General features: G+C 66.4%; 18 protein-coding genes and 2 tRNA genes. 13 read left to right on the top strand and 7 right to left on the bottom strand.

The window, feature by feature from the left end:
• Positions 1-65: 65 nt before the first annotated feature.
• Both ACTF4R_RS04395 and ACTF4R_RS04390 read left to right on the top strand, forming a co-directional pair.
• Complete coding sequence (locus ACTF4R_RS04395; protein ID WP_440006537.1) at positions 66-2,168, top strand: acetate--CoA ligase family protein; 2,103 nt, start codon at positions 66-68, stop codon at positions 2,166-2,168.
• Entirely contained in the window at positions 2,165-3,262 is a 1,098-nt protein-coding gene (locus ACTF4R_RS04390; RefSeq protein ID WP_440006535.1) for a phosphotransacetylase family protein, read from the top strand. The genes ACTF4R_RS04395 and ACTF4R_RS04390 overlap by 4 nt, the downstream gene beginning before the upstream one ends.
• 76 nt (positions 3,263-3,338) lie before the next feature.
• On the opposite strand, the gene ACTF4R_RS04385 is transcribed toward ACTF4R_RS04390, so the two are convergent.
• The 3 genes from ACTF4R_RS04385 to guaB all read right to left on the bottom strand — a co-directional run bounded on the left by ACTF4R_RS04385 (position 3,339) and on the right by guaB (position 6,202).
• On the bottom strand, positions 3,339-4,019 hold the full coding sequence (locus ACTF4R_RS04385) for a helix-turn-helix domain-containing protein (protein WP_440006534.1): 681 nt from the start codon (positions 4,017-4,019) through the stop codon (positions 3,339-3,341).
• A gap of 77 nt (positions 4,020-4,096) precedes the next feature.
• Positions 4,097-4,318, bottom strand: a complete 222-nt coding sequence (locus ACTF4R_RS04380; protein WP_440006532.1) for a hypothetical protein — start codon at positions 4,316-4,318, stop codon at positions 4,097-4,099.
• A gap of 390 nt (positions 4,319-4,708) precedes the next feature.
• Positions 4,709-6,202 (bottom strand): IMP dehydrogenase, encoded by a 1,494-nt coding sequence (gene guaB, locus ACTF4R_RS04375; protein ID WP_440006531.1) that lies wholly within the window; start codon positions 6,200-6,202, stop codon positions 4,709-4,711.
• 352 nt (positions 6,203-6,554) lie between these two features.
• On the opposite strand from guaB, the gene ACTF4R_RS04370 reads away from it, so the two are divergent.
• The 8 genes from ACTF4R_RS04370 (at position 6,555) to ACTF4R_RS04335 (ending at position 11,653) form a co-directional block, all read left to right on the top strand.
• A complete protein-coding gene (locus tag ACTF4R_RS04370; protein ID WP_440006529.1) occupies positions 6,555-6,758 on the top strand; it encodes a DUF8099 family protein in 204 nt (67 codons plus the stop codon).
• Positions 6,759-6,761: 3 nt separating this feature from the next.
• Entirely contained in the window at positions 6,762-7,796 is a 1,035-nt protein-coding gene (locus tag ACTF4R_RS04365; RefSeq protein ID WP_440006527.1) for a DUF5794 domain-containing protein, read from the top strand.
• A 31-nt stretch (positions 7,797-7,827) separates the two neighbouring features.
• On the top strand, positions 7,828-8,052 hold the full coding sequence (locus ACTF4R_RS04360; protein ID WP_433630676.1) for a DUF5795 family protein: 225 nt from the start codon (positions 7,828-7,830) through the stop codon (positions 8,050-8,052).
• Positions 8,053-8,095: 43 nt separating this feature from the next.
• A tRNA-Trp gene (locus ACTF4R_RS04355) sits at positions 8,096-8,269 on the top strand.
• Between the two features lie 222 nt (positions 8,270-8,491).
• Positions 8,492-8,830 carry a hypothetical protein gene (locus ACTF4R_RS04350; RefSeq protein ID WP_440006525.1) on the top strand — a complete coding sequence of 113 codons (339 nt, stop codon included), beginning with the start codon at positions 8,492-8,494 and terminating at the stop codon, positions 8,828-8,830.
• Positions 8,831-9,344: 514 nt separating this feature from the next.
• On the top strand, positions 9,345-10,094 hold the full coding sequence (locus tag ACTF4R_RS04345; protein ID WP_440006523.1) for an acetoacetate decarboxylase family protein: 750 nt from the start codon (positions 9,345-9,347) through the stop codon (positions 10,092-10,094).
• 244 nt (positions 10,095-10,338) lie between these two features.
• Complete coding sequence (locus ACTF4R_RS04340; protein WP_440006522.1) at positions 10,339-10,599, top strand: hypothetical protein; 261 nt, start codon at positions 10,339-10,341, stop codon at positions 10,597-10,599.
• Positions 10,600-10,666: 67 nt separating this feature from the next.
• Positions 10,667-11,653, top strand: a complete 987-nt coding sequence (locus ACTF4R_RS04335) for a winged helix-turn-helix domain-containing protein (RefSeq protein WP_440006520.1) — start codon at positions 10,667-10,669, stop codon at positions 11,651-11,653.
• A 60-nt stretch (positions 11,654-11,713) separates the two neighbouring features.
• On the opposite strand, the gene ACTF4R_RS04330 is transcribed toward ACTF4R_RS04335, so the two are convergent.
• Positions 11,714-11,787 (bottom strand) — tRNA-Lys (locus tag ACTF4R_RS04330).
• Positions 11,788-12,046: 259 nt separating this feature from the next.
• Between ACTF4R_RS04330 and ACTF4R_RS04325 the strand changes: the two genes are divergently transcribed.
• Entirely contained in the window at positions 12,047-13,492 is a 1,446-nt protein-coding gene (locus tag ACTF4R_RS04325) for a DHH family phosphoesterase (protein ID WP_440006518.1), read from the top strand.
• Here ACTF4R_RS04325 and ACTF4R_RS04320 read toward each other — a convergent pair.
• From ACTF4R_RS04320 to ACTF4R_RS04310, 3 genes are all read right to left on the bottom strand, one after another.
• Positions 13,489-13,788, bottom strand: a complete 300-nt coding sequence (locus ACTF4R_RS04320; protein ID WP_113275969.1) for a PRC-barrel domain-containing protein — start codon at positions 13,786-13,788, stop codon at positions 13,489-13,491. The genes ACTF4R_RS04325 and ACTF4R_RS04320 overlap by 4 nt on opposite strands.
• Positions 13,789-13,862: 74 nt before the next feature.
• The gene (locus tag ACTF4R_RS04315; protein ID WP_440006517.1) at positions 13,863-14,399 is read right to left on the bottom strand and encodes a GNAT family N-acetyltransferase; all 537 of its coding nucleotides are present in this window, start codon (positions 14,397-14,399) and stop codon (positions 13,863-13,865) included.
• A gap of 71 nt (positions 14,400-14,470) precedes the next feature.
• The gene (locus ACTF4R_RS04310; RefSeq protein ID WP_440006515.1) at positions 14,471-15,682 is read right to left on the bottom strand and encodes a hypothetical protein; all 1,212 of its coding nucleotides are present in this window, start codon (positions 15,680-15,682) and stop codon (positions 14,471-14,473) included.
• A 223-nt stretch (positions 15,683-15,905) separates the two neighbouring features.
• Here ACTF4R_RS04310 and ACTF4R_RS04305 point away from each other — a divergent pair, with 223 nt between their 5' ends.
• On the top strand, positions 15,906-17,108 hold the full coding sequence (locus ACTF4R_RS04305; RefSeq protein WP_440006514.1) for a GNAT family N-acetyltransferase: 1,203 nt from the start codon (positions 15,906-15,908) through the stop codon (positions 17,106-17,108).
• Between the two features lie 49 nt (positions 17,109-17,157).
• A complete protein-coding gene (locus tag ACTF4R_RS04300; RefSeq protein WP_440006512.1) occupies positions 17,158-17,997 on the top strand; it encodes a DUF7547 family protein in 840 nt (279 codons plus the stop codon).
• The last annotated feature ends 10 nt before the right edge of the window (positions 17,998-18,007 follow it).

The raw sequence follows: 18,007 nt of genomic DNA, 5'->3' as shown, positions 1-18,007 counted from the left end.
CGCGGCCTCCCACTCCGCGGAAACGGACACTACTTTTAACCCCTGACTCGACGACCATCCGGACGATGGGTGACCGCGTACTCTCCGATATGTTCGCGCCGTCGCGCGTCGCCGTCGTCGGGGCCACCGAGAGCGAAGGCTCCATCGGTCGCGCCATCGTCGAGAATCTGCGCGACGACTTCGACGGCGAGACGGTGCCCGTGAACCCGAACTACGACGAGGTGTTCGGCCTCCGAAGCTATCCCGACCTCGCGTCCGCGCCGGACGTGGACCTCGCGGTGGTGGTCGTCCCGCCCGGCGCGGTCGTGGACGTGGTCCGCGACGCGGGCGAGGCCGGGGTGCCGAACGTGGTCGTCATCACCGCCGGGTTCGGCGAGACGGGCAGCGAGGGCGCAGCGCGCGAACGCGAGTTGCAGTCGGTCGCCGACGAGTACGACATCAACCTCGTCGGCCCCAACAGCCTCGGCGTGATGAGCACGCCGGTCGGCCTGAACGCCACCTTCGGCCCGGAGAACGCGCTTCAGGGGTCGATGTCGTTCATGAGCCAGTCCGGCGCGTTCATCACGGCGGTGCTCGACTGGGCGAACGACCAGGGTATCGGCTTCCGGGACGTGGTGTCGCTCGGCAACGAGGCCGTCCTCGACGAGACGGACTTCGTCCGGGCGTGGGGCGACGACCCGGACACGAACGTCGTCCTCGGCTACCTGGAGGGCATCGACGACGGCCAGTCGTTCGTCGACGCCGCCCGCGAGGTGACCGACGACACCCCCATCGTGCTGGTGAAGTCGGGGCGAACCGACGCCGGCGCGCAGGCCGCCTCCTCGCACACGGGGTCGCTGGCGGGCAGCGACCGGGCGTACCAGGCCGGTCTCGAACAGGCGGGCGTCCTCCGGGTCGAGACGGTCCAGGAGCTGTTCGACTACGCCCAGATGCTCGCCGGCCAGCCCCTTCCCGAACGCGACGACCTCGCCATCGTGACGAACGCCGGCGGTCCGGGCGTGATGACGACCGACGCCGTCGGCGACTCCGACCTCTCGATGGCGTCGTTCTCGGAGGAGACGCTCTCCGAACTCTCCGAGACGATGCCGGAAGAGGCGAACATCTACAACCCCATCGACACCATCGGCGACGCCGACGTCGAGCGGTTCCGTACGGCGCTCGACCTTGCGCTCGCCGACGACAACGTCGGTGCGGCGGTCGTCCTCTCGGCACCCACGGCGGTCATCGACTTCCGCGACCTCGCCGAGGAGGTCGCCGACCTGCAGGAGGAGCACGGCAAGCCGGTCGCCGCGGTGCTGATGGGCGGCGAGCGAACCGAGCGCGCGGCGGAGGTGCTCGGCGAAGTGGGCATCCCGAACTACTTCGACCCGGCGCGCGCGGTCCGGAGCCTCGACGCGCTGGCGACCTACCGCGACATCAGCGAGCGCACGTACGAGGCCCCGACCGAGTTCGACGTGGACCGCGAGCAGGCGGAGGCCGTGCTGGCCCGCGCGAAGGAGCGCGGCGACAACCGCCTCGGCGTCGAAGCGATGGACCTGCTCTCGGCCTACGGCATCCCGACGCCGGAGAGCGACATCGTCGACAAGCCCGAGGACGCCGTCAGCGTCGCCCAGGACATCGAGGGCGAGGTGGTGATGAAGATCGTCAGTCCGGACATCCTGCACAAGTCCGACATCGGCGGCGTGAAGGTCGGCGTGGGGAACGAGGACGTGTACGACGCCTACGAGGACCTCGTGACGCGGGCGCGCAACTACCAGCCCGACGCGACCATCCTCGGCGTGCAGGTCCAGGAGACGGTCGACCTGGACGCCGGGACCGAGACCATCGTCGGGATGAACCGCGACCCGCAGTTCGGCCCCCTGCTCCTGTTCGGCCTCGGCGGCATCTTCGTCGAGATAATCGAGGACACCACCTTCCGGGTCGCGCCCGTCAGCGAGCGGGAGGCCCGCGAGATGACCGAGGAGATAGACGCCGCGCCGCTGCTGCGGGGCGCTCGCGGCCGCGAACCGGCCGACGTCGACGACGTCGTCGAGAGCATCCAGCGCCTCTCGCAACTCGTCACCGACTTCCCGGCCATCCTGGAACTGGACATCAACCCCCTGGTCGCCACGCCGGACGGCGTGCAGGCCATCGACGTGCGACTGACCGTGGACACCGACAAACTATGACGAAAACCATACTCGTCACCGCAACGGAAGAGAGCACCGGCAAGACGGCCGTCGCGCTCGCGCTCGCTCGCCTGGCGAAAGAGCGCGGGCTGTCGGTCGGCTACATGAAACCGAAGGGCACCCGCCTCCAGAGCAACGTCGGCAAGACCCTGGACGAGGACCCGATGCTGGCCCGCGAGCTGCTCGACCTGGACGCGGAGATGCACGAACTCGAACCCGTGGTCTACTCGCCGACGTTCATCGAGAGCGCGATTCGCGGGCGCGAGGACCCGGACGAACTCCGCGAGCAGGTCCGCGAGAGCTTCGAATCGCTCGCGGCGGACAAGGACCTGATGGTCGTCGAGGGCGGCGGCGAACTGACGACCGGCGGCATCGTCGACCTCACCGACCCCGAGGTCGCCGACCTGTTCGACGCCGAGGTCCTGCTCATCTCGAAGTACGGTCAGGCCGGCGACGTCGACGACCTGCTGGCCGCCGCGAACGACGTGGGAGACCGCCTCGCAGGCGTGCTCTTCAACGCCGTCGAGAACGCGAACTTCGACCCGCTCGAAACCGACGTGGTACCGTTCCTCGAGGGCCGCGGCGTCCCCGTCATCGGGGTCGTGCCGCGCGAACGCGACCTCGCGGGGGTCACGGTCGAGGACATCGCCGCGGAACTGAACGCCGACGTGCTGACGAACGCGGACACCGACGCGTTCGTCGAGCGGTTCCTCGTCGGTGCGATGAGCGGCGACTCGGCGCTGCGCCACCTCCGCCGAACGAAGGACGCCGCGCTCATCACGGGCGGCGACCGCCCCGACCTCCAGACGGTCGCGCTGGAGGCGCCGGGCGTGAAGTGTCTCATCCTGACGGGCGGGTTCCGGCCGCCGGGCGCGGTCGTCGGGAAGGCCGAGGAGAAGGGCGTTCCCGTCCTGCTCGTCCAGACCGACACGCTGACCGCCGTCGAGCGCGCCGAGGACGTGGTGCGGAGCGGACGCACTCGCAACGCCGAGACGGTCGAGCGCATGCGGGAACTCCTCCACGACCACGCCGACGTGGACTCGCTCCTCGGCGACGTGGCCGCGACCGAGGAAAGCGAAGAGAACGAGGAGTGACGAGCGACGGCGCGGCCACGGTTCGGTCGCGGCCGCACCGTCGGAGAAGCGACGAGAGCGAGCGCCGTCGCGGTCGTCAGGCGTGGTGGTCGGACTCCGACGCGACCCGTCGATTCTCGTCGCAGACGGTGTTCTTCAGGAGCGTCTTCGTCCCGCGTCGCAACCGGTTCGACGCGGCGTTCGCCGAGATGTCGAGCTGGTCGCCGAGTTCCTCGAGCGAGGAATCGCGCGGTATATCGAAGTAGCCGGCCTCGAAAGCGGTTCGGAGCGCCGCCCGCTGTTCGTCCGTCAGTCCGAACCCGCCCCCGTCGCCGGTCGACTGCTGTTCGTACACCCGGTGCAGTTCGATGTCGATGTCGTGGTTCTGGCAGTAGTCGTGGAAGCGTTCGAGCGACGGCCGGTCCGGAAACGATGTCTTGAGATCCCAGCCCTCGTGCGTGGCCGTGACCTCGTGGTTGACGCCGCCGACCTCGACCAGCATCGGGTAGACGCTGCTCTCCAGTCCCTCCCCCGAGAGTTCGGTCTGGTAGAGTCGCCGGTCGTCGACCGTCGCGATCTGGTTCGGTTCGGTCACGGTCGGGTCCTCGCTCAGTGCACTCTCGAACGCGTCGAGGTCCCCACCCTCCGCCCAGAAGAGGATGCGAACGCGGTCGCCGTCCACTGCGTTCGATCGTTCGTGGAAGAGCGTCGTCTCCCGATTAGAACGCAGCGTCTGCCGGAGAATCGGATGGTCGAGGGTGAACTCTGTGATCAACATGCCCCGTGGTCTTGCGGTAGTTTACGGCCACAATATTTAAGAAAATCGGATTCGGAAACCGTGCGAGAGCGGTCCGTTCACTCCGGCGACTCGTCGCCGCTGCCGTCCTTCGCCTCCTCTATCTCCATGGTCGTCCACTCGCCGTCGTCGGTCCTCACCTGGACGTGGCCGTCGGGGACGTCGGCCTCGACTGATTCGACGTGTTCGGCCAGCACGTGTTCCTCGTACTGTCGCCACGCGGCCTGTTCGGACGGCGCTATGGCGACCCAGCCGCAGTTCTCCTGCTCGCAGCGTACCATCGACGGTGGGGAGACGCTCCCGGTGGTAAAGCGTATCGAACTCGCTCGCCGAGACGCGCCGACCGTGGGTGAACGCAAAACGTCCCGCTGGCCTTCGGAACGTTCCGTCGGCTCGCGCGGGCCGCGTTCGACGGAGGTCGTCGCCCACGCCAACCTCTGTAATCGATTTGAGATTCGAGCCGCCAACCACCGCATATGCCGGAGTTCGAGACCTACGAGTGCACCGAGTGTGGTACCGAGTTCAAGGCGGTTCCGGGCGCGAACGCCGCCGAGAACGAGACGTGTAGCCCGCGGTGTACCGGCGGGACGTAGACGGATTTCGACGCGGCGGCGTGACGCTCGCCGTACGGCGTTCCGAAGAAATCTTTTTTCGGGGGACGTCGTCGGTCGCTACTCGCCGGGGCTGTAGTTCGGCGCTTCGTCCGTAATCATCACGTCGTGGGGATGACCTTCGGTCTGGCCGGCGGAGGAGACGCGGACGAACTCCGAGCGCTCCTTGAACGTCGGAATGGTCTCCGCACCGACGTAGCCCATGCCGGACTGCATCCCGCCGACGAGCTGGTGGAGTTCGCTCTCCAGGGTGCCGGTGTACGGCTTGGCGGCCTCGACGCCCTCGGGGACGTACTCCTCGTCGTCCTCGGGTTCGTCCTTGAGGTAGCGGTCGCCGTCACCGGTCGTCATCGCGCCGACGCTGCCCATGCCGCGGTACTGCTTGTACTTCTTGCCGTCGATGGTGATGACCCGACCGGGGGCCTCGTCGGTGCCGGCGAAGTACGACCCGAGCATGACGGCGTCCGCGCCCGCGGCGATGGCCTTGATGGCGTCGCCGGAGTACCGGATGCCGCCGTCCGCGATGACGGGGACGTCGTGCTGGTTCGCCACGTCCGCGACCTGTGCGATGGCGGTTATCTGGGGCATGCCGGCACCGGAGACGACCCGGGTCGTACAGATGCTACCCGGGCCGATGCCGACCTTGAGACCGTCGGCGAAGTCGACGATGTCCTCCGCGGCCTCTCGCGTGCCGATGTTGCCGACGACGACGTCGGCCTCGACGGCCTCGCCGATGTCGCGTGCGCCGTCGATGACGTTCCGGTTGTGCGCGTGTGCACAGTCGATGAACAGTACGTCCGCGCCCGCCTCGTCGGCCGCCGTCGCGCGGTCGGTCTCGAAGGGACCGACGGCGACGCCGACGCGCAGGCGACCCTCCTCGTCGCGGGCCGCGTCGGTGTACTCGCGGCGCTGGAGGACGACCTGCATCGTGACGAGACCGGTGAGGCGGTTCTCGTCGTCGACGACGGGCACGCGCTCGATCTTGTGCTCGTACATCAACTCGAGCGCCTCGCGCGCGGTCACGTCCTCGGTGGCGGTGATGACCTCGTCGGTCATCGCCTCGCGGACCTCGTCGCTCTCGCCGACCTCCAGGTACGGACGGATGTCGGTGCCGGAGATGATGCCGAGCACGCGGCCGTCGTCGCCGACGACGGGCGCGCCGCTGACGCCCTCGCGCTCCATCATCGCGTCGACCTCTCGCACCGTCTGGTCGGGGTTCGCGGTGACCACGTCGCGGATGATGAGTTCGTCCGCGCGCTTGACCTCCTCTATCTCCTCGACCATCTCGTCGACGTCCATGTTCCGGTGGAGGACGCCGAGGCCGCCCTGGCGGGCCATCTCGGTCGCCATCCTGCTCTCGGTGACTGTGTCCATCGCCGCCGAGAGGACCGGGACCTCCAGTTCGACGGACTTCGAGACGCGCGTACTCACGTCGGCGTCGTCCGGTTCGACGTGACTCTCCTTCGGACGGAGGAGCACGTCGTCGAACGTGAGCGCCTCCGGTACGCGGAGTTTCTCGGAGAACGGGCCACCGTGATGAGAATCGTTCGCCATGTAAATCGAACGTGGCCCCCCGTGAAAAACGTTGCGAGATTGTGGCTTCATCCTCCCTCGGCGAGTGCTCGATGTACACGAGCGTGCGTACAGCCCGGCCAGTACGGTCGCTTCGTCGGCCCGCCTCGTCGACCGCCACCCGTCGGCGACGGGGCCGAACCGGGTGCGCACCGGCGACGATGGACCACCCCGGCGATAGTTCATTGACAACTGTTCACATTGACGACTCGCCAGCGGTCCGCAGAATCCGTCGACGATTCGTAACCGGATTACGGGTCAGTCTTTCACTTTCGCGCTCAATGAGGCCGTTTCACACGCAACGCTTAAGACCAAAACGACAGTATCATTCGATATGGACTCTACCAGTCCCCTCGCGGAGCGCACTGCTGGTCAGAAGAACGCCGCCTCCAGCAACCCGACCATTTTCCTTCCGACGATGCTCCCGACACTGGTAGAGAAACTCGCGGTCCGATTCGGATTTCGGTTCGGACGCCACGGCTCGTCGTACCGCGAGAGCTATCGCCGTTCGCCCGACGGTCAGGGCCATCCCAGATAGTGAATGAGTAGTTCACGCCACCCGGTCGCCTATCGCCTCGAGAGGCAGGTAGGCGGCAAGACGAAGCTGCTGGCGACGGTGATGGGACTGCCCCTGGTAGACGGCATCTTCCCGGCGATGGTGCTCGCCGGGGCGCTCGACACCTGGGCGGGCATCGTCCAGGTCGGCCTGCTGGTGTTCGGCGGCAGCGCCACCGTCGCCGTCATCCTCGCCGAGATGGACGGGACGCCCCGCGAACAGGCGGCGAGCGTCCTGCTCGTCGGCACCGGCATCATCGCCATCGCCGCCCTGGAGGCGGCGTTCGCACCGACCATCGAGAGCGTCCTGAACATGCACGTGTTCGAGCGGTTCGCAGCGCTCGTCATCGCCGCCATCGCCGCCAAGACGGCGAGCGCGCGCATCGGGGAGTATCTCCCCAGCCCCGGCATCATCATCGGTCTCGGCATGCTCGCCAGCCTCCAGCCGGCCGGGTTCGAACTCGTCACCGACCCCAACGTGACGCGGGTCGTCCACGCCATCGCCGCCGCCGGGAGCGGGGTCGCGTTCGCGCTCGTGGTCGCGCTGCTCGCGCCGCGTCTGCGCGAGGTCGTCGACATCGACCGCTTCCGGTTCGGGAGCGCCGTCGCGCTGGGCGTCCTCCCGCTGTCGATACTCCACGTGGTCGACAGCGACGCGCCGCTGGCGCTGGCCGTCCTCGCCGTCGCCGTGCTGCTGGCGCTCGACCCCGGCGAACACGGTGAGGTCGTCGAGTCGTCGGACGACGACCCCGGAGCGACGCCCGCGGAAGCGGCCGCCGCCGACGCGAAGACGGTGACGGACGGCAGCGGCCGCTCCGACGGCTCGCGGCTCGAAGCGGGCGTGCTCGCGGACGTCTCCGACGGGCCGGGCGAGGGCCAGACCCCCGTGACGGCGGGCCACATCGCCGAGGCGTCGCGGGACGTCGACCTCCTGTCGGACGACGAGGGCGACGAGGACACGGGGAAGGCCGACTACGGCTACCCCACCGAGTCCGACGGCGAGCGCAAACCCTGGCTGTAACGCTTTTCCACCCCCGGCCCCGAACACGAGTATGGCCGACAACCGCGTCGTGCAGGGACGGATGGTGACGCCAGCGAAGCTGGCCGAGATTATCGAGGGCGAGTCCGTGATGGACGCCGAGGACATCGAAGAGGCCGACCGGCAGTGCCCCGACTGCGGCAGCGACGTGCTCGAAGTCGGATACATGCCGAGCGTGACGGCGTTCGTCACGGGCTACAAGTGCCAGGAGTGCGACTGGAAGGCCCGCGAAGAGTAGAAATCGAAACCCCTTTAGGCGATTTCGCCCAATTCACTGGCGAGGGGTCGTGGCCAAGCCCGGCATGGCGACTGACTCCAGAGGCACGCGCCCGGGACGAGACTCCAGCTGATATACCGAGCGGGCGACTGATCATCGCTCGCGTTGACGACCCTCTGGAGTTCCGAGGCGCACCGGAGATATCAGTCGATCGGGGGTTCAAATCCCTCCGACCCCACTCAATTTCCCGCGAACAACACGGCGAGCACCGCGTAGCGTGTGCTCGCCACTCCGTGAGCTATCTCATTGCTTGAGTATTATTTTCATATGAACGTAACAGAATGTACCTCAATACATCTCAACCTGAAGTGGAACTCTATTTAATTATACATTTCTAACTATTTCTTCTTAGCAATAAACAAACCCAGATATTTATAGCCTAAAATGAGTATTTCTTTATATGAACCTTGGGTTTGATGCTGCTGCAAAGGGAACTCCAGAAATGGCATTTTGGCCCACAGCCGCCTCACTGTTGATATACTCGCACTCTCCAAGTGAGCTAAGTTTGATTTCTACTGTAGTTTTAATGTTTGCGGGTTCTATGACACACCTTTCAATGAGACAGATGAAGAAGCTAATGGAAAGAATCTCAGAGAGGACATCTACGAGACAAGGAGTAAAAAGGGACAATAAATCAGTATCAATGGTAAAGCGGGTCACTGATGCTTCCAAAGTCACTAGAAATATACTACCTAATAACCCTTATGTGTTAATATTCACCGTCACATGTGCGTTATAAATTTCATGGGCGGTATAATTTTGTTTATAGTGCTTGTTCAAAGAATACTCAATGCAACAAATCCAGAATTCCCATCTATAATCTTAGTTATGCTACCCCTATTGTACATATTTGTTATTCTATCGGTGTTTATCTGGCATTTTGGATATAGTAGCTCATCTTAGATAGCCGATTAGTTGGGGTTTGAGTTCTTAGAGATACATTCGCTATCTATGTCCTTTTTCTCGGTTATATGAGAGAAAGCCCCACTATCTATCTGTCTGCCGGCTAAAGCACCGCCAGAACCACCACCGCCCGAAACGTCACTCGGCCAGGTCACCGTCTCGTAGAACAGTATGGGCATGGAGACGACGAGCGCGAGACCCTAAAGGAAACCGGTGGGCGTGAGGAAGGCAGGCCCGAACCCTTTGCTGAACCAGACGCCTGGAGCGCCCCACTGCCCGGCGACGAAGAGGAGTGACCACGGTTCGACTCCAACTTTAAGACGAACACGCGCGTACGCCCGGCCGGACTCATGACCGGTCCGGTCGGCGGCACGACCGCGGAGCCGTTCACCCTCTCGACGGGAGAGACGGTCGACCTTCCGCTGTCGACCGACGCGGCGATGACGGGGGCCGCGTTCGGGGCCGACTACGGGGGCGTGCGAGAGCTGTTGCCCGAGGGGCTCGTTCCGATTCGGACGGCACCGGGGCGAGCCGCGGTGACGTTCCTCTGCGTCGAGTACCGTCGAATCGGAGCGGGAGAGATAGCGCCGTACGGCGAGTTCGGAGTCCTCCTCCCGGCCGTCCGGGGCTCGACCGGGACCGTGCCGCTCGCGTCGGCCCTCCGGGGCGGCGCGGGCGGCTACGTGTGGTACCTCCCCGTGACGACCGAACCGGGGCGGGCGCTCGGCGTGGACGTCTGGGGATATCCGAAGGCGGTCGGCGACGTCACCTTCGACGACGACGGCAGCCGACGGCGGACGACGGTCACCGTCGACGGAAAGCGCCTCCTCACCGTCGAGATCGACCGACCGCCGACGTTCGGTGCGCGGCTCTCCGCGTCCAGTTTCACGGTGAAGGACGGGACGCTTCTCCGCGAACCGCTGGAGTTCGTCGGCGACGTCGGCGGCTGGCCCTTCAGTCGCCGCGCGTCGTACGCGCTCGGTGACCATCCGCGGGCCGAGCGCCTGCAGCGACTCGACCTCGGGTCGCGGGCGCTCCTCCGGTTCGCCGCCGACGGGGAGTTCACGATTCGTCCGGGACGACCCGTCGACGAGTCGTGAGGCGAGCGGTCGCGACCGGCCGTCAGCCTGACCTGTCGACCGTCTCAGGGAAGGCCGATTCGGTAATCTGTCTTAGGGAAATATAATTCAGCTAATATATATGGCGGCGGGGAGCGAACTGACGACCGATGAGAGGAGTGACCACTGACGAACGCCGTCCAACCGGGACGACCCTCGCGCTCGCGGTCGTCTTTCCGCTCGTCAGCTTCGTCTGGACGACGGAGACCGAGAGGGAAACGAATCGATGACCAGGGGAGAACTGCTCCTGCTCCTGGCCGCGTGGGTGGCGATCTTCGGCCTCTTCGTCGTGATTCCGTGGGTCGTAATCGCGCTGACGACCCGCATCCTCGAAGCGACTGAACAGCGGCCGACGACGCGTCGCGCCGGGACCAGACCGGAGACGCCAGCCCCCAAGAGGGAAGCCGAGAGGGGGGACGTTGAACGAGTCGGCCGGGAAGACGTCGAACCGCTACGTGGGGGCTCCGACCGTCCCCGTTTCCGGTGACTCACCCGCGAGTGCGGCACGGAAACCCGCCGACAGGCACATATCGTGGTTGATGCTAGCATTACACATGACTTCGCCATCCCGGATGGGTTCGCCGCTCGAAACGGTGGCGAATCCGGTTGCTCCGACCATGGCCGACGCGTTCGCGCTCCTGAGCAACGAGACGCGGCTGGCGATTCTGCTGTCGCTCTGGGAGGCGAGTGCACCGTACAACGAGGGGTCCGCTCTGTCGTTCGCCGAACTCCGCAAACGCGTCGGCATGCAGGACGGCTCGCAGTTCACCTACCATCTCGACAAACTCGTCGGGACCTTCGTCCGTCGCACGGACGACGGCTACAAGCTACGCGGCACCGGACGCGCCATCGTCTGGGCGGTCATCGAGAGGGCGGGCGTCGAGAGCCCTCCGTTCGAGGCCAGCGAACTCGACGAGCCGTGTCCGTATTGTGGCGGTTCGACGGTGCTCAGATACGAGGACGCACACCTGCTCGTGACCTGCACCGAGTGCGAGGGCCGGTTCTCAATAGAGGGGTTTCCTCCGGGGATAGTCCTCCTCCAGACGTTCTCGCCGGCGGGACTGACGGGGCGGGCTCCCGAGGAGATACTCGAGGCAGCCACCATCCAGCGACACCACCGGCACGCGATGCTGTTCGAGGGCGTCTGTCCGAGGTGTGCCGGGTCGGTCGCGTCGACGCTGTTCTGGTGTGGGGAACACGACCCGGCGACCGGAGCGGTGTGTCGGGCTTGCGGTAGACGCGACCGGTTCCTGGTCAGATTCACCTGCGCCGTCTGCGAGGATGGTGCGCAACTGCCGCTGTCGAGAGCGGTCGTACTGCATCCCGTCACGAAGGCTTTCTATTACGACTGCGTCATCGACGAGGAGTTTCGCGTCGCCGACTTCGACGGCGTTCCCTCCATCCGGGAGGCGGTTCGCAGTCACAGACCGGAACTCGTCTCCGAAGACCCGGTCCGGATTCGCGTCACTGTCTCCTGTGACGGCGACGAGTTACACCTGACCGTCGACGAGGCGGCGACCGTCGTCGACGTGAGGACCTGAAACGCTCGACCGCCGTATCCCGCGAACGGAGCGCTCACGGTGTCGGTCGTGGGAAAATCACGGGCCGGAAGGGATTTGAACCCCTGACCGTCTGATTAAGAGTCAGACGCTCTGCCGGACTGAGCTACCGGCCCAGCGCATTCTGACAAAATCGGGATGGACGTAAATACGTTTCCTTTCGGAACGCCGAGGGCGCTTCCGTCGCCCGAAAACGGCCGAACTCGACCGTCGCGGAGTCACGGTCCAGGCCGCGTCGACGCCGCCCTCTCCGAACGTCGGGGCGGGGGTCGACTCGGTTGCTCCGGTCCGGGGGCGTGAGGCATTCGACGCCCGCGTTCGGTTCCGACCATGCTCCGGGAACATTAAGTGGTGGCCGGGAAAACGGCTCACGTAATGAGTGCCGGGATCACTATCTCCTCGATGTCCACGTACGCTATCCTGGGGTGCGGGAGCGTCGGGTTCGCCGTCGCCGAGGAACTCGTCGAACAGGGCAAGGAGGTTCTCATCGTCGACCGGGACTCCGACCGCGTGGAGGCGCTCCGGGACCAGGACCTGAACGCCCGGTCGGCCGACATCCGTAACGAGGACGTCGCGGAGATGGTCGCGGACCGCGACGTCGTCCTCATCCTCTCGTCCGACGTGGAGGCGAACAAGGAGGCGGTGGAGAACATCCGCGGGCGCGACGACGAGCGTTTCATCGTCGTGCGCGCGAGCGACCCCGTCTCCGCGGACGAGTTGACGCAACTCGGGGCGGACGTCGTCATCAACCCCTCGACGGTCATCGCCAACTCCGCGCTCCGGTCGCTGGAGGCCGGCGAACTGGAGTACAAGGCGCGCAAGCTCTCGACCGTCATCGAGGAGACCGACGACCGCCTCGCCATCGTCACGCACGACAACCCCGACCCCGACTCTATCGCGAGCGCTGCCGCGCTCCAGGCGATCGCCGACGGTCTCGGCGTCGAAGCGGACATCCTCTATCTCGGCGAGATCGGCCACCAGGAGAACCGCGCGTTCGTCAACCTGCTCGGCATCGAGTTGCTCGCCCGCGACGAGATGGACATGGACGAGTACGACACGTTCGCGCTCATCGACTACGTGAAAGCGAGCAATACGGAACTCGCCCATCCCGTCGACATCCTCATCGACCACTACGAACCGGACGAGGAGTACGAGGTCGCGTTCTCGGACGTCCGACCAAACGTCAGTTCGACCTCGACCATCATGACGAAGTACGTCCAGGAGTTCGACATCAGCCTCAGCGAGGAGGTCGCCACGGCGCTCCTCTACGGCATCCGGGCCGAGACCCTGGACTTCAAGCGCGACACCACCCCGGCCGACCTCACCGCGGCCGCGTACCTCTACCCCTTCGCCAACCACGACACCCTCGAACAGGTCGAGTCGCCCTCGATGTCGCCGGAGACGCTCGACGTGCTCGCGGAGGCCATCACAAATCGCGAGGTGCAGGGGAGCCACCTCGTCAGCAACGCCGGCTTCATCCGCGACCGGGACGCCCTCTCGCAGGCCGCCTCTCATCTCCTCAACCTCGAAGGCATCACCACGACCGCCGTCTTCGGCATCGCCGACGACACCATCTACCTCGCGGCGCGCTCGAAGGACATCCGGATGAACATCGGCAACGTCCTCCAGGACGCGTTCGGCGACATCGGCGAGGCCGCGGGCCACTCGACGCAGGCCAGCACGGAGATTCCCCTCGGCATCTTCACCGGCATCGAGACGAGCGACGACAACCGCGACACGCTGCTGTCGCTGACCGAGGAAGCCGTCAAGAAGAAACTGTTCGACGCGATGGGCGTCGACGGCGAGACGAACGGCAGCTAGACGGTCACTTCGTCGTCGCTCACTTCTTCCTCGGGCTCTTTCATCCGTTCGACGACGTCGTTGACGAGGATGACGTCACCGACCGCGCGCACCCAGCGGTACGGGAGGATGACGCCCTGGCTGGGGTTGATGCGGTTCGAGAACAGTTCGTCGTTGAGACGACCGAGCGCGAGACCCGTCACCGTCGTCGCGTCGAGGTTCAGTCGCACGTCATCGACTTCGCCGACGAAGACGCCGTTGTTAGAGTACACCTCGCGACCGACGAGCGTCGTAATCTCCTCGGGGGATTCGTCCATATGAGGTCCGATTGTGTGGCTGGACCTTAATTCTTGGTAGACCGCCTGCGGACGGCCCGGGCTCCGCGTTCTGTTCACCGCCACTCCTCGACCAGCAGGCCGTAGCGCACCACGTCCTGCCAGTCGCCGTCGACGAACGCCTCCTTCCGGGCCACGCCCTCCTCCTGGAACCCGACCGACTCCAGCACGCGCCGGGAGGCGACGTTGTCGGCGAACGCCGAGGCGGTCACGCGGTGGAGACCGAGGTCGTCGAACGCGTGGGCGACGAGACGGTCGGCGGCTGCCGTCGCGTAGCCGTTGCCCCACTCGTCGGGCGCGATCCAGTAGGCGAGTTCGCCGAGACGCTGCGTGTGTGCGTTCGGGTCCTCGCGGACGAGGTAGACGAGGCCGACGGGGTCGTCGTCGCAGACGAGCAGCGCGAGCGAGTCGCCGTCCCTGCCCATCGTCCCGCCGAGTCGGCGCCGTGCCCACTCGTCGTCCGCCGGTTCGTGGACGCTCCGGGTCGCCCGAACGCGGGGGTCGTCGTGGTTCTCCCGCAGGAACGGAACGTCCTCTTCGGTCGCCGTCCGCAGGGTCACGCCGTCGCCGTCGAGGAAGACCGGGCCAGGCATGCGCCGGGGTACTCGTGCGAGCACCGTAAAGGTCACCGAAGCGACAGTAGTCCGGGCGGTTCGCCGTCGCGTTACACCCACTCCCCTTCGACGTACTCGCTCACCGTCTCGCCGGCGTCGGGAGTCGAGACGCGCGCAGCGCTCGCGGTGTCCGTCGAAGCACTGGTTGCGGTCGAACCGGTCGTCGTGGTACCGGTGGTCGTCGTGGTCGATGTGTTCGACGTGGTCGTTGCGGTCGTCGTGGTCGTGGTAGACGACTCGGTCGTCGCGGTCGGCGTTCCGTCCGAATCGTCGCGCGTTCGCTCGACGATGGAACCGTTGTTGCCGACCGCGACGTCGACGCCGTCGCTCCCGTGCGAGACGCCCCGGAACTTCGTGTCGGAGCCGGTACGGTAGCGACGCCACTGGCCCGTCGACCGGCGTTCGTAGACCTTCCCGCCGGCTCCGGCAGCGAGACCCGCGTCTCCGTCGCGGTCGATGGCGCGGATTGCCTGCCGCCCGTGGTCGACGACGTGCGGCGTCCATCGGAACCCGTCGTATCGGTAGATGATTCCCGCCCCGGCCGTGACGTTCGCGTCCCTCGGTCCAACGCTGGCGACGTCGAAGAAGCTCTCGCCGGAGAACCCGATACCGATCTGTTCCCACTCGATACCGCCCGTCGTCGACTTCGAGACGAGCTGGCTGGTGCTACAGACGTGACCGCCCCAGCGGGAGTAGAACTCGATACCGGGAATCGTGGAACCGCCGCCCGGCTTGAGCACGTCAGCGTACCGGAGCGCGCCGCTGTCCTCGCGAACCCCGATCAGCAGTTCACCGGACCCGTTGACGAAGTAGAGCCGCTCGTTCTCCCCGGCGCGTCCCCTGACGGCCACGTCCTCCCACGTGCTCGTCTTGTCCTTCGGTGCGGAGTAGTTCGTCAGCGTCTCGGTCGTCACGTCGTACTCGCCGATGACGCCGCTCCCGCCGACGAACCAGATCCGCTCGCCGTCGTCGGTCACGTCGACGCCGGTCAGCGGTCGACTGCGCGCCTGCGGCCCGTACTCGACGACCTTCTGCCAGCCGTTCTCGCGGCGCGCGACCACGTCGCCGCCGTCGCCGACGGCGAACGGTCCGTCGGCGGTGTCGACGACGTCGTTGAGCGTCTTGGTCGTCGGCGATTCGACGGCGTTCCAGTCGGTCGACGATTCGGTCGGTGTGCTCGTCCCCGTGCTCATCACGCCGAGCGTGGCCGCGACGCTCGCGCTCGTGGCGAGGAGGAAGTTGCGTCGTGTTCGCCCGTTCATGGACTCCGACAGTAAATTTCACTCGCTGGTTGATGATACCATAACATATTCTCGACACGCAGTATGTAAAATCGAAATTTGTGATGGTCTTGGGCGCTCGTTCCGACGCGGTCGCCGAAACGGTTCGACGGTCCGCCGCGGAGTCCTAACGACCACCGGGAGAACGCTCCGGTCGATGACGGATTGCTAACCTATTTCTTCCTTCCCCGTCTCACCTCGGGGCATGCCAACGTATCGACCGGTCCCGGACGCGGACCGCGAGACGTACCAGCGGATGCTCGACTACGCGTTCCAGCCGGAGGCGGGGCCACAGACCTACGAGTCGGACGACGACTTCTCGGTCGACCTCGCCGACCGCCGGGGGCTGTACGACGGTGACGACCTGTGCTGTGTCTGCGCCCACCACTGGCTCACCGCACGCGTGTGCGGCGCGTGGCGCGACGTCGCCGGACTGTCGGCGGTCGCGTCGCCGCCCGAGAATCGACGCCGGGGACTGGTCGGCAGGCTGCTCCGCGAGTCGATCGCAGAGTACCGGGACCGCGACGTCGACTTCTCGGCGCTCTGGCCGTTCGATTACGGCTTCTACCGGCGGTACGGTTGGGCGACGATCACCCGGTACACGCGGTACGAGACGACGCCGGAGGCGCTGGCGCTCGACACCGACCGCGCGGGCGAGTTCCGCCGTCTGGACCCCGACGACTGGGAATCGCTCGCCCGCGTCCTGCGCACGCACGGCGAGAACCACGCGCTGGCCGTCGACCGCACCGAGGACTGGTGGCGCGAGCGGACCTTCGACACCTGGAGCGACGGGGACCCCTACGCCTACGGCTGGTTCCGGGACGGGGAGCTACGGGGCTACCTCGTCTACACCGTCGACGACGGCGACGACGGCAAGCGCCTAGACGTGAGCGACCTGGCCTTCGCGGACGACGAGGCGTACCGCCACCTGCTGCGCTTCCTCCACTACCACGACTCGCAGGTCGAGTCAGTGCGCTTCTACGAACCCGCGAACGCCGACCTTCTCGACGTCGTCGACGACCCCCGCGCGGTCGACTGCGAAATTCGGACGGGTCCGATGTTCCGTCTCGTGGACGTTCCCCGGGCGCTCTCCCGCGTCGCCGACCCTGACGGACGGGACGCCGACGCGGAGGGACGCGTCGTCCTCGAAGTGACCGACCCGCTGGTCGACTGGAACGAGGGAACCTTCGCGCTGGAACTCGACGGTGAAGACGCCAGTTGCACGCGGACGGACGCCGCCCCCGACGTGACGACGGACGTGAACGCGCTCTCGCAGGTCGTGGCCGGCTACCACTCCGTCGGCGAGGCCGAACGGTTCGGGAACCTCTCGGTCGCGGACGCCGACGCGGGCGAGCGCCTGGCGGCGCTGTTCCCGCCGCGCGAGGTCTTCCTCCGCGAGGGGTTCTGACCGCCGTCGAGCAACCAACGCTTTTGTCCTGCGGTGCGAACGTTCGTACATGACAGACGACCGGGACGACCTCGAGGAGCGCGTCGAGGAACTGGAGGCGACGCTGCGGGAACTCCGCGACGAGTTCGGTCGGCCGCCGCGGGGTCCAATGGGGTTGCCGCGACCGCCGACGCCCGGCGAACTACTCCGGTTCACCGGCGAGCACGGCATTCCCACGGCCATCGCGGTGCTCGAGGCGAACGTGCGCGCGCTGGAGATGCTCCAGCGGGTCATCCGTCTGGTCGACCCCGAGCGCGACACCGCCGCCGACGCGGCCGGCCAGGCCCGCGACGAACTCGGCTCGCGCGCCCAGCGCGCCAGTCGCGCCACGCTCGACCGACTCGACGCCGCGCTCGCCGACCTCGACGAGACGCTCACGGAGGGCGACCTTCCGCGCGAACCGGCCGCTCGTCGGCTCCTCGACGAGGCCCGGCGGCTGAACGACGACATCCGCGAGGAGGTGTCGGCCGGCCGCGAACGGGCCGACGCCGGTCGCGAGACGACCGCGAACATCGACGCCGAGACGACCGAGAGCGACCGCGCCGACCAGCGACTCGGAGACGACGCCGTCGACATCGAAGTGCGCGAGGAGAGCGACGAGGACGACGGGAACGGCGAGGACGACGGGAACGGCGAGGACGACCGTCCGGAGGTGGACGTGGACGCCGAACTGCGGTCGATTCGCAAGGAACTGGGCGAACGCGACCCCGACGGGAGCGAGGAGAGCGACGACGAGAACGACGAGGACGCGAACCGCGACGCAGGCGAGGACGACGGCAACGACGCCGGCGACCGACACGGTGACGACGACCGATACGGCGACGACGAGGACGCGGACGCCGGAATCTGACCCCTCGCGA

Origin of the sequence: Halomicrococcus pelagicus, assembly GCF_051917725.1 — an archaeon.
Lineage (GTDB): Archaea > Halobacteriota > Halobacteria > Halobacteriales > Haladaptataceae > Halomicrococcus.
This window is presented reverse-complemented; position numbering and strand designations above follow the sequence as displayed.

Bases quoted from the DNA above. Each gene is read 5' to 3' on its own strand.
- ACTF4R_RS04395 (WP_440006537.1), top strand. From the start codon at position 66: ATGGGTGACCGCGTACTCTCCGATATGTTCGCGCCGTCGCGCGTCGCC.
- ACTF4R_RS04390 (WP_440006535.1), top strand. From the start codon at position 2,165: ATGACGAAAACCATACTCGTCACCGCAACGGAAGAGAGCACCGGCAAG.
- ACTF4R_RS04385 (WP_440006534.1), bottom strand. From the start codon at position 4,019: ATGTTGATCACAGAGTTCACCCTCGACCATCCGATTCTCCGGCAGACG.
- ACTF4R_RS04380 (WP_440006532.1), bottom strand. From the start codon at position 4,318: ATGGTACGCTGCGAGCAGGAGAACTGCGGCTGGGTCGCCATAGCGCCG.
- guaB (WP_440006531.1), bottom strand. From the start codon at position 6,202: ATGGCGAACGATTCTCATCACGGTGGCCCGTTCTCCGAGAAACTCCGC.
- ACTF4R_RS04370 (WP_440006529.1), top strand. From the start codon at position 6,555: ATGGACTCTACCAGTCCCCTCGCGGAGCGCACTGCTGGTCAGAAGAAC.
- ACTF4R_RS04365 (WP_440006527.1), top strand. From the start codon at position 6,762: ATGAGTAGTTCACGCCACCCGGTCGCCTATCGCCTCGAGAGGCAGGTA.
- ACTF4R_RS04360 (WP_433630676.1), top strand. From the start codon at position 7,828: ATGGCCGACAACCGCGTCGTGCAGGGACGGATGGTGACGCCAGCGAAG.
- ACTF4R_RS04350 (WP_440006525.1), top strand. From the start codon at position 8,492: ATGAACCTTGGGTTTGATGCTGCTGCAAAGGGAACTCCAGAAATGGCA.
- ACTF4R_RS04345 (WP_440006523.1), top strand. From the start codon at position 9,345: ATGACCGGTCCGGTCGGCGGCACGACCGCGGAGCCGTTCACCCTCTCG.
- ACTF4R_RS04340 (WP_440006522.1), top strand. From the start codon at position 10,339: ATGACCAGGGGAGAACTGCTCCTGCTCCTGGCCGCGTGGGTGGCGATC.
- ACTF4R_RS04335 (WP_440006520.1), top strand. From the start codon at position 10,667: ATGACTTCGCCATCCCGGATGGGTTCGCCGCTCGAAACGGTGGCGAAT.
- ACTF4R_RS04325 (WP_440006518.1), top strand. From the start codon at position 12,047: ATGAGTGCCGGGATCACTATCTCCTCGATGTCCACGTACGCTATCCTG.
- ACTF4R_RS04320 (WP_113275969.1), bottom strand. From the start codon at position 13,788: ATGGACGAATCCCCCGAGGAGATTACGACGCTCGTCGGTCGCGAGGTG.
- ACTF4R_RS04315 (WP_440006517.1), bottom strand. From the start codon at position 14,399: ATGCCTGGCCCGGTCTTCCTCGACGGCGACGGCGTGACCCTGCGGACG.
- ACTF4R_RS04310 (WP_440006515.1), bottom strand. From the start codon at position 15,682: ATGAACGGGCGAACACGACGCAACTTCCTCCTCGCCACGAGCGCGAGC.
- ACTF4R_RS04305 (WP_440006514.1), top strand. From the start codon at position 15,906: ATGCCAACGTATCGACCGGTCCCGGACGCGGACCGCGAGACGTACCAG.
- ACTF4R_RS04300 (WP_440006512.1), top strand. From the start codon at position 17,158: ATGACAGACGACCGGGACGACCTCGAGGAGCGCGTCGAGGAACTGGAG.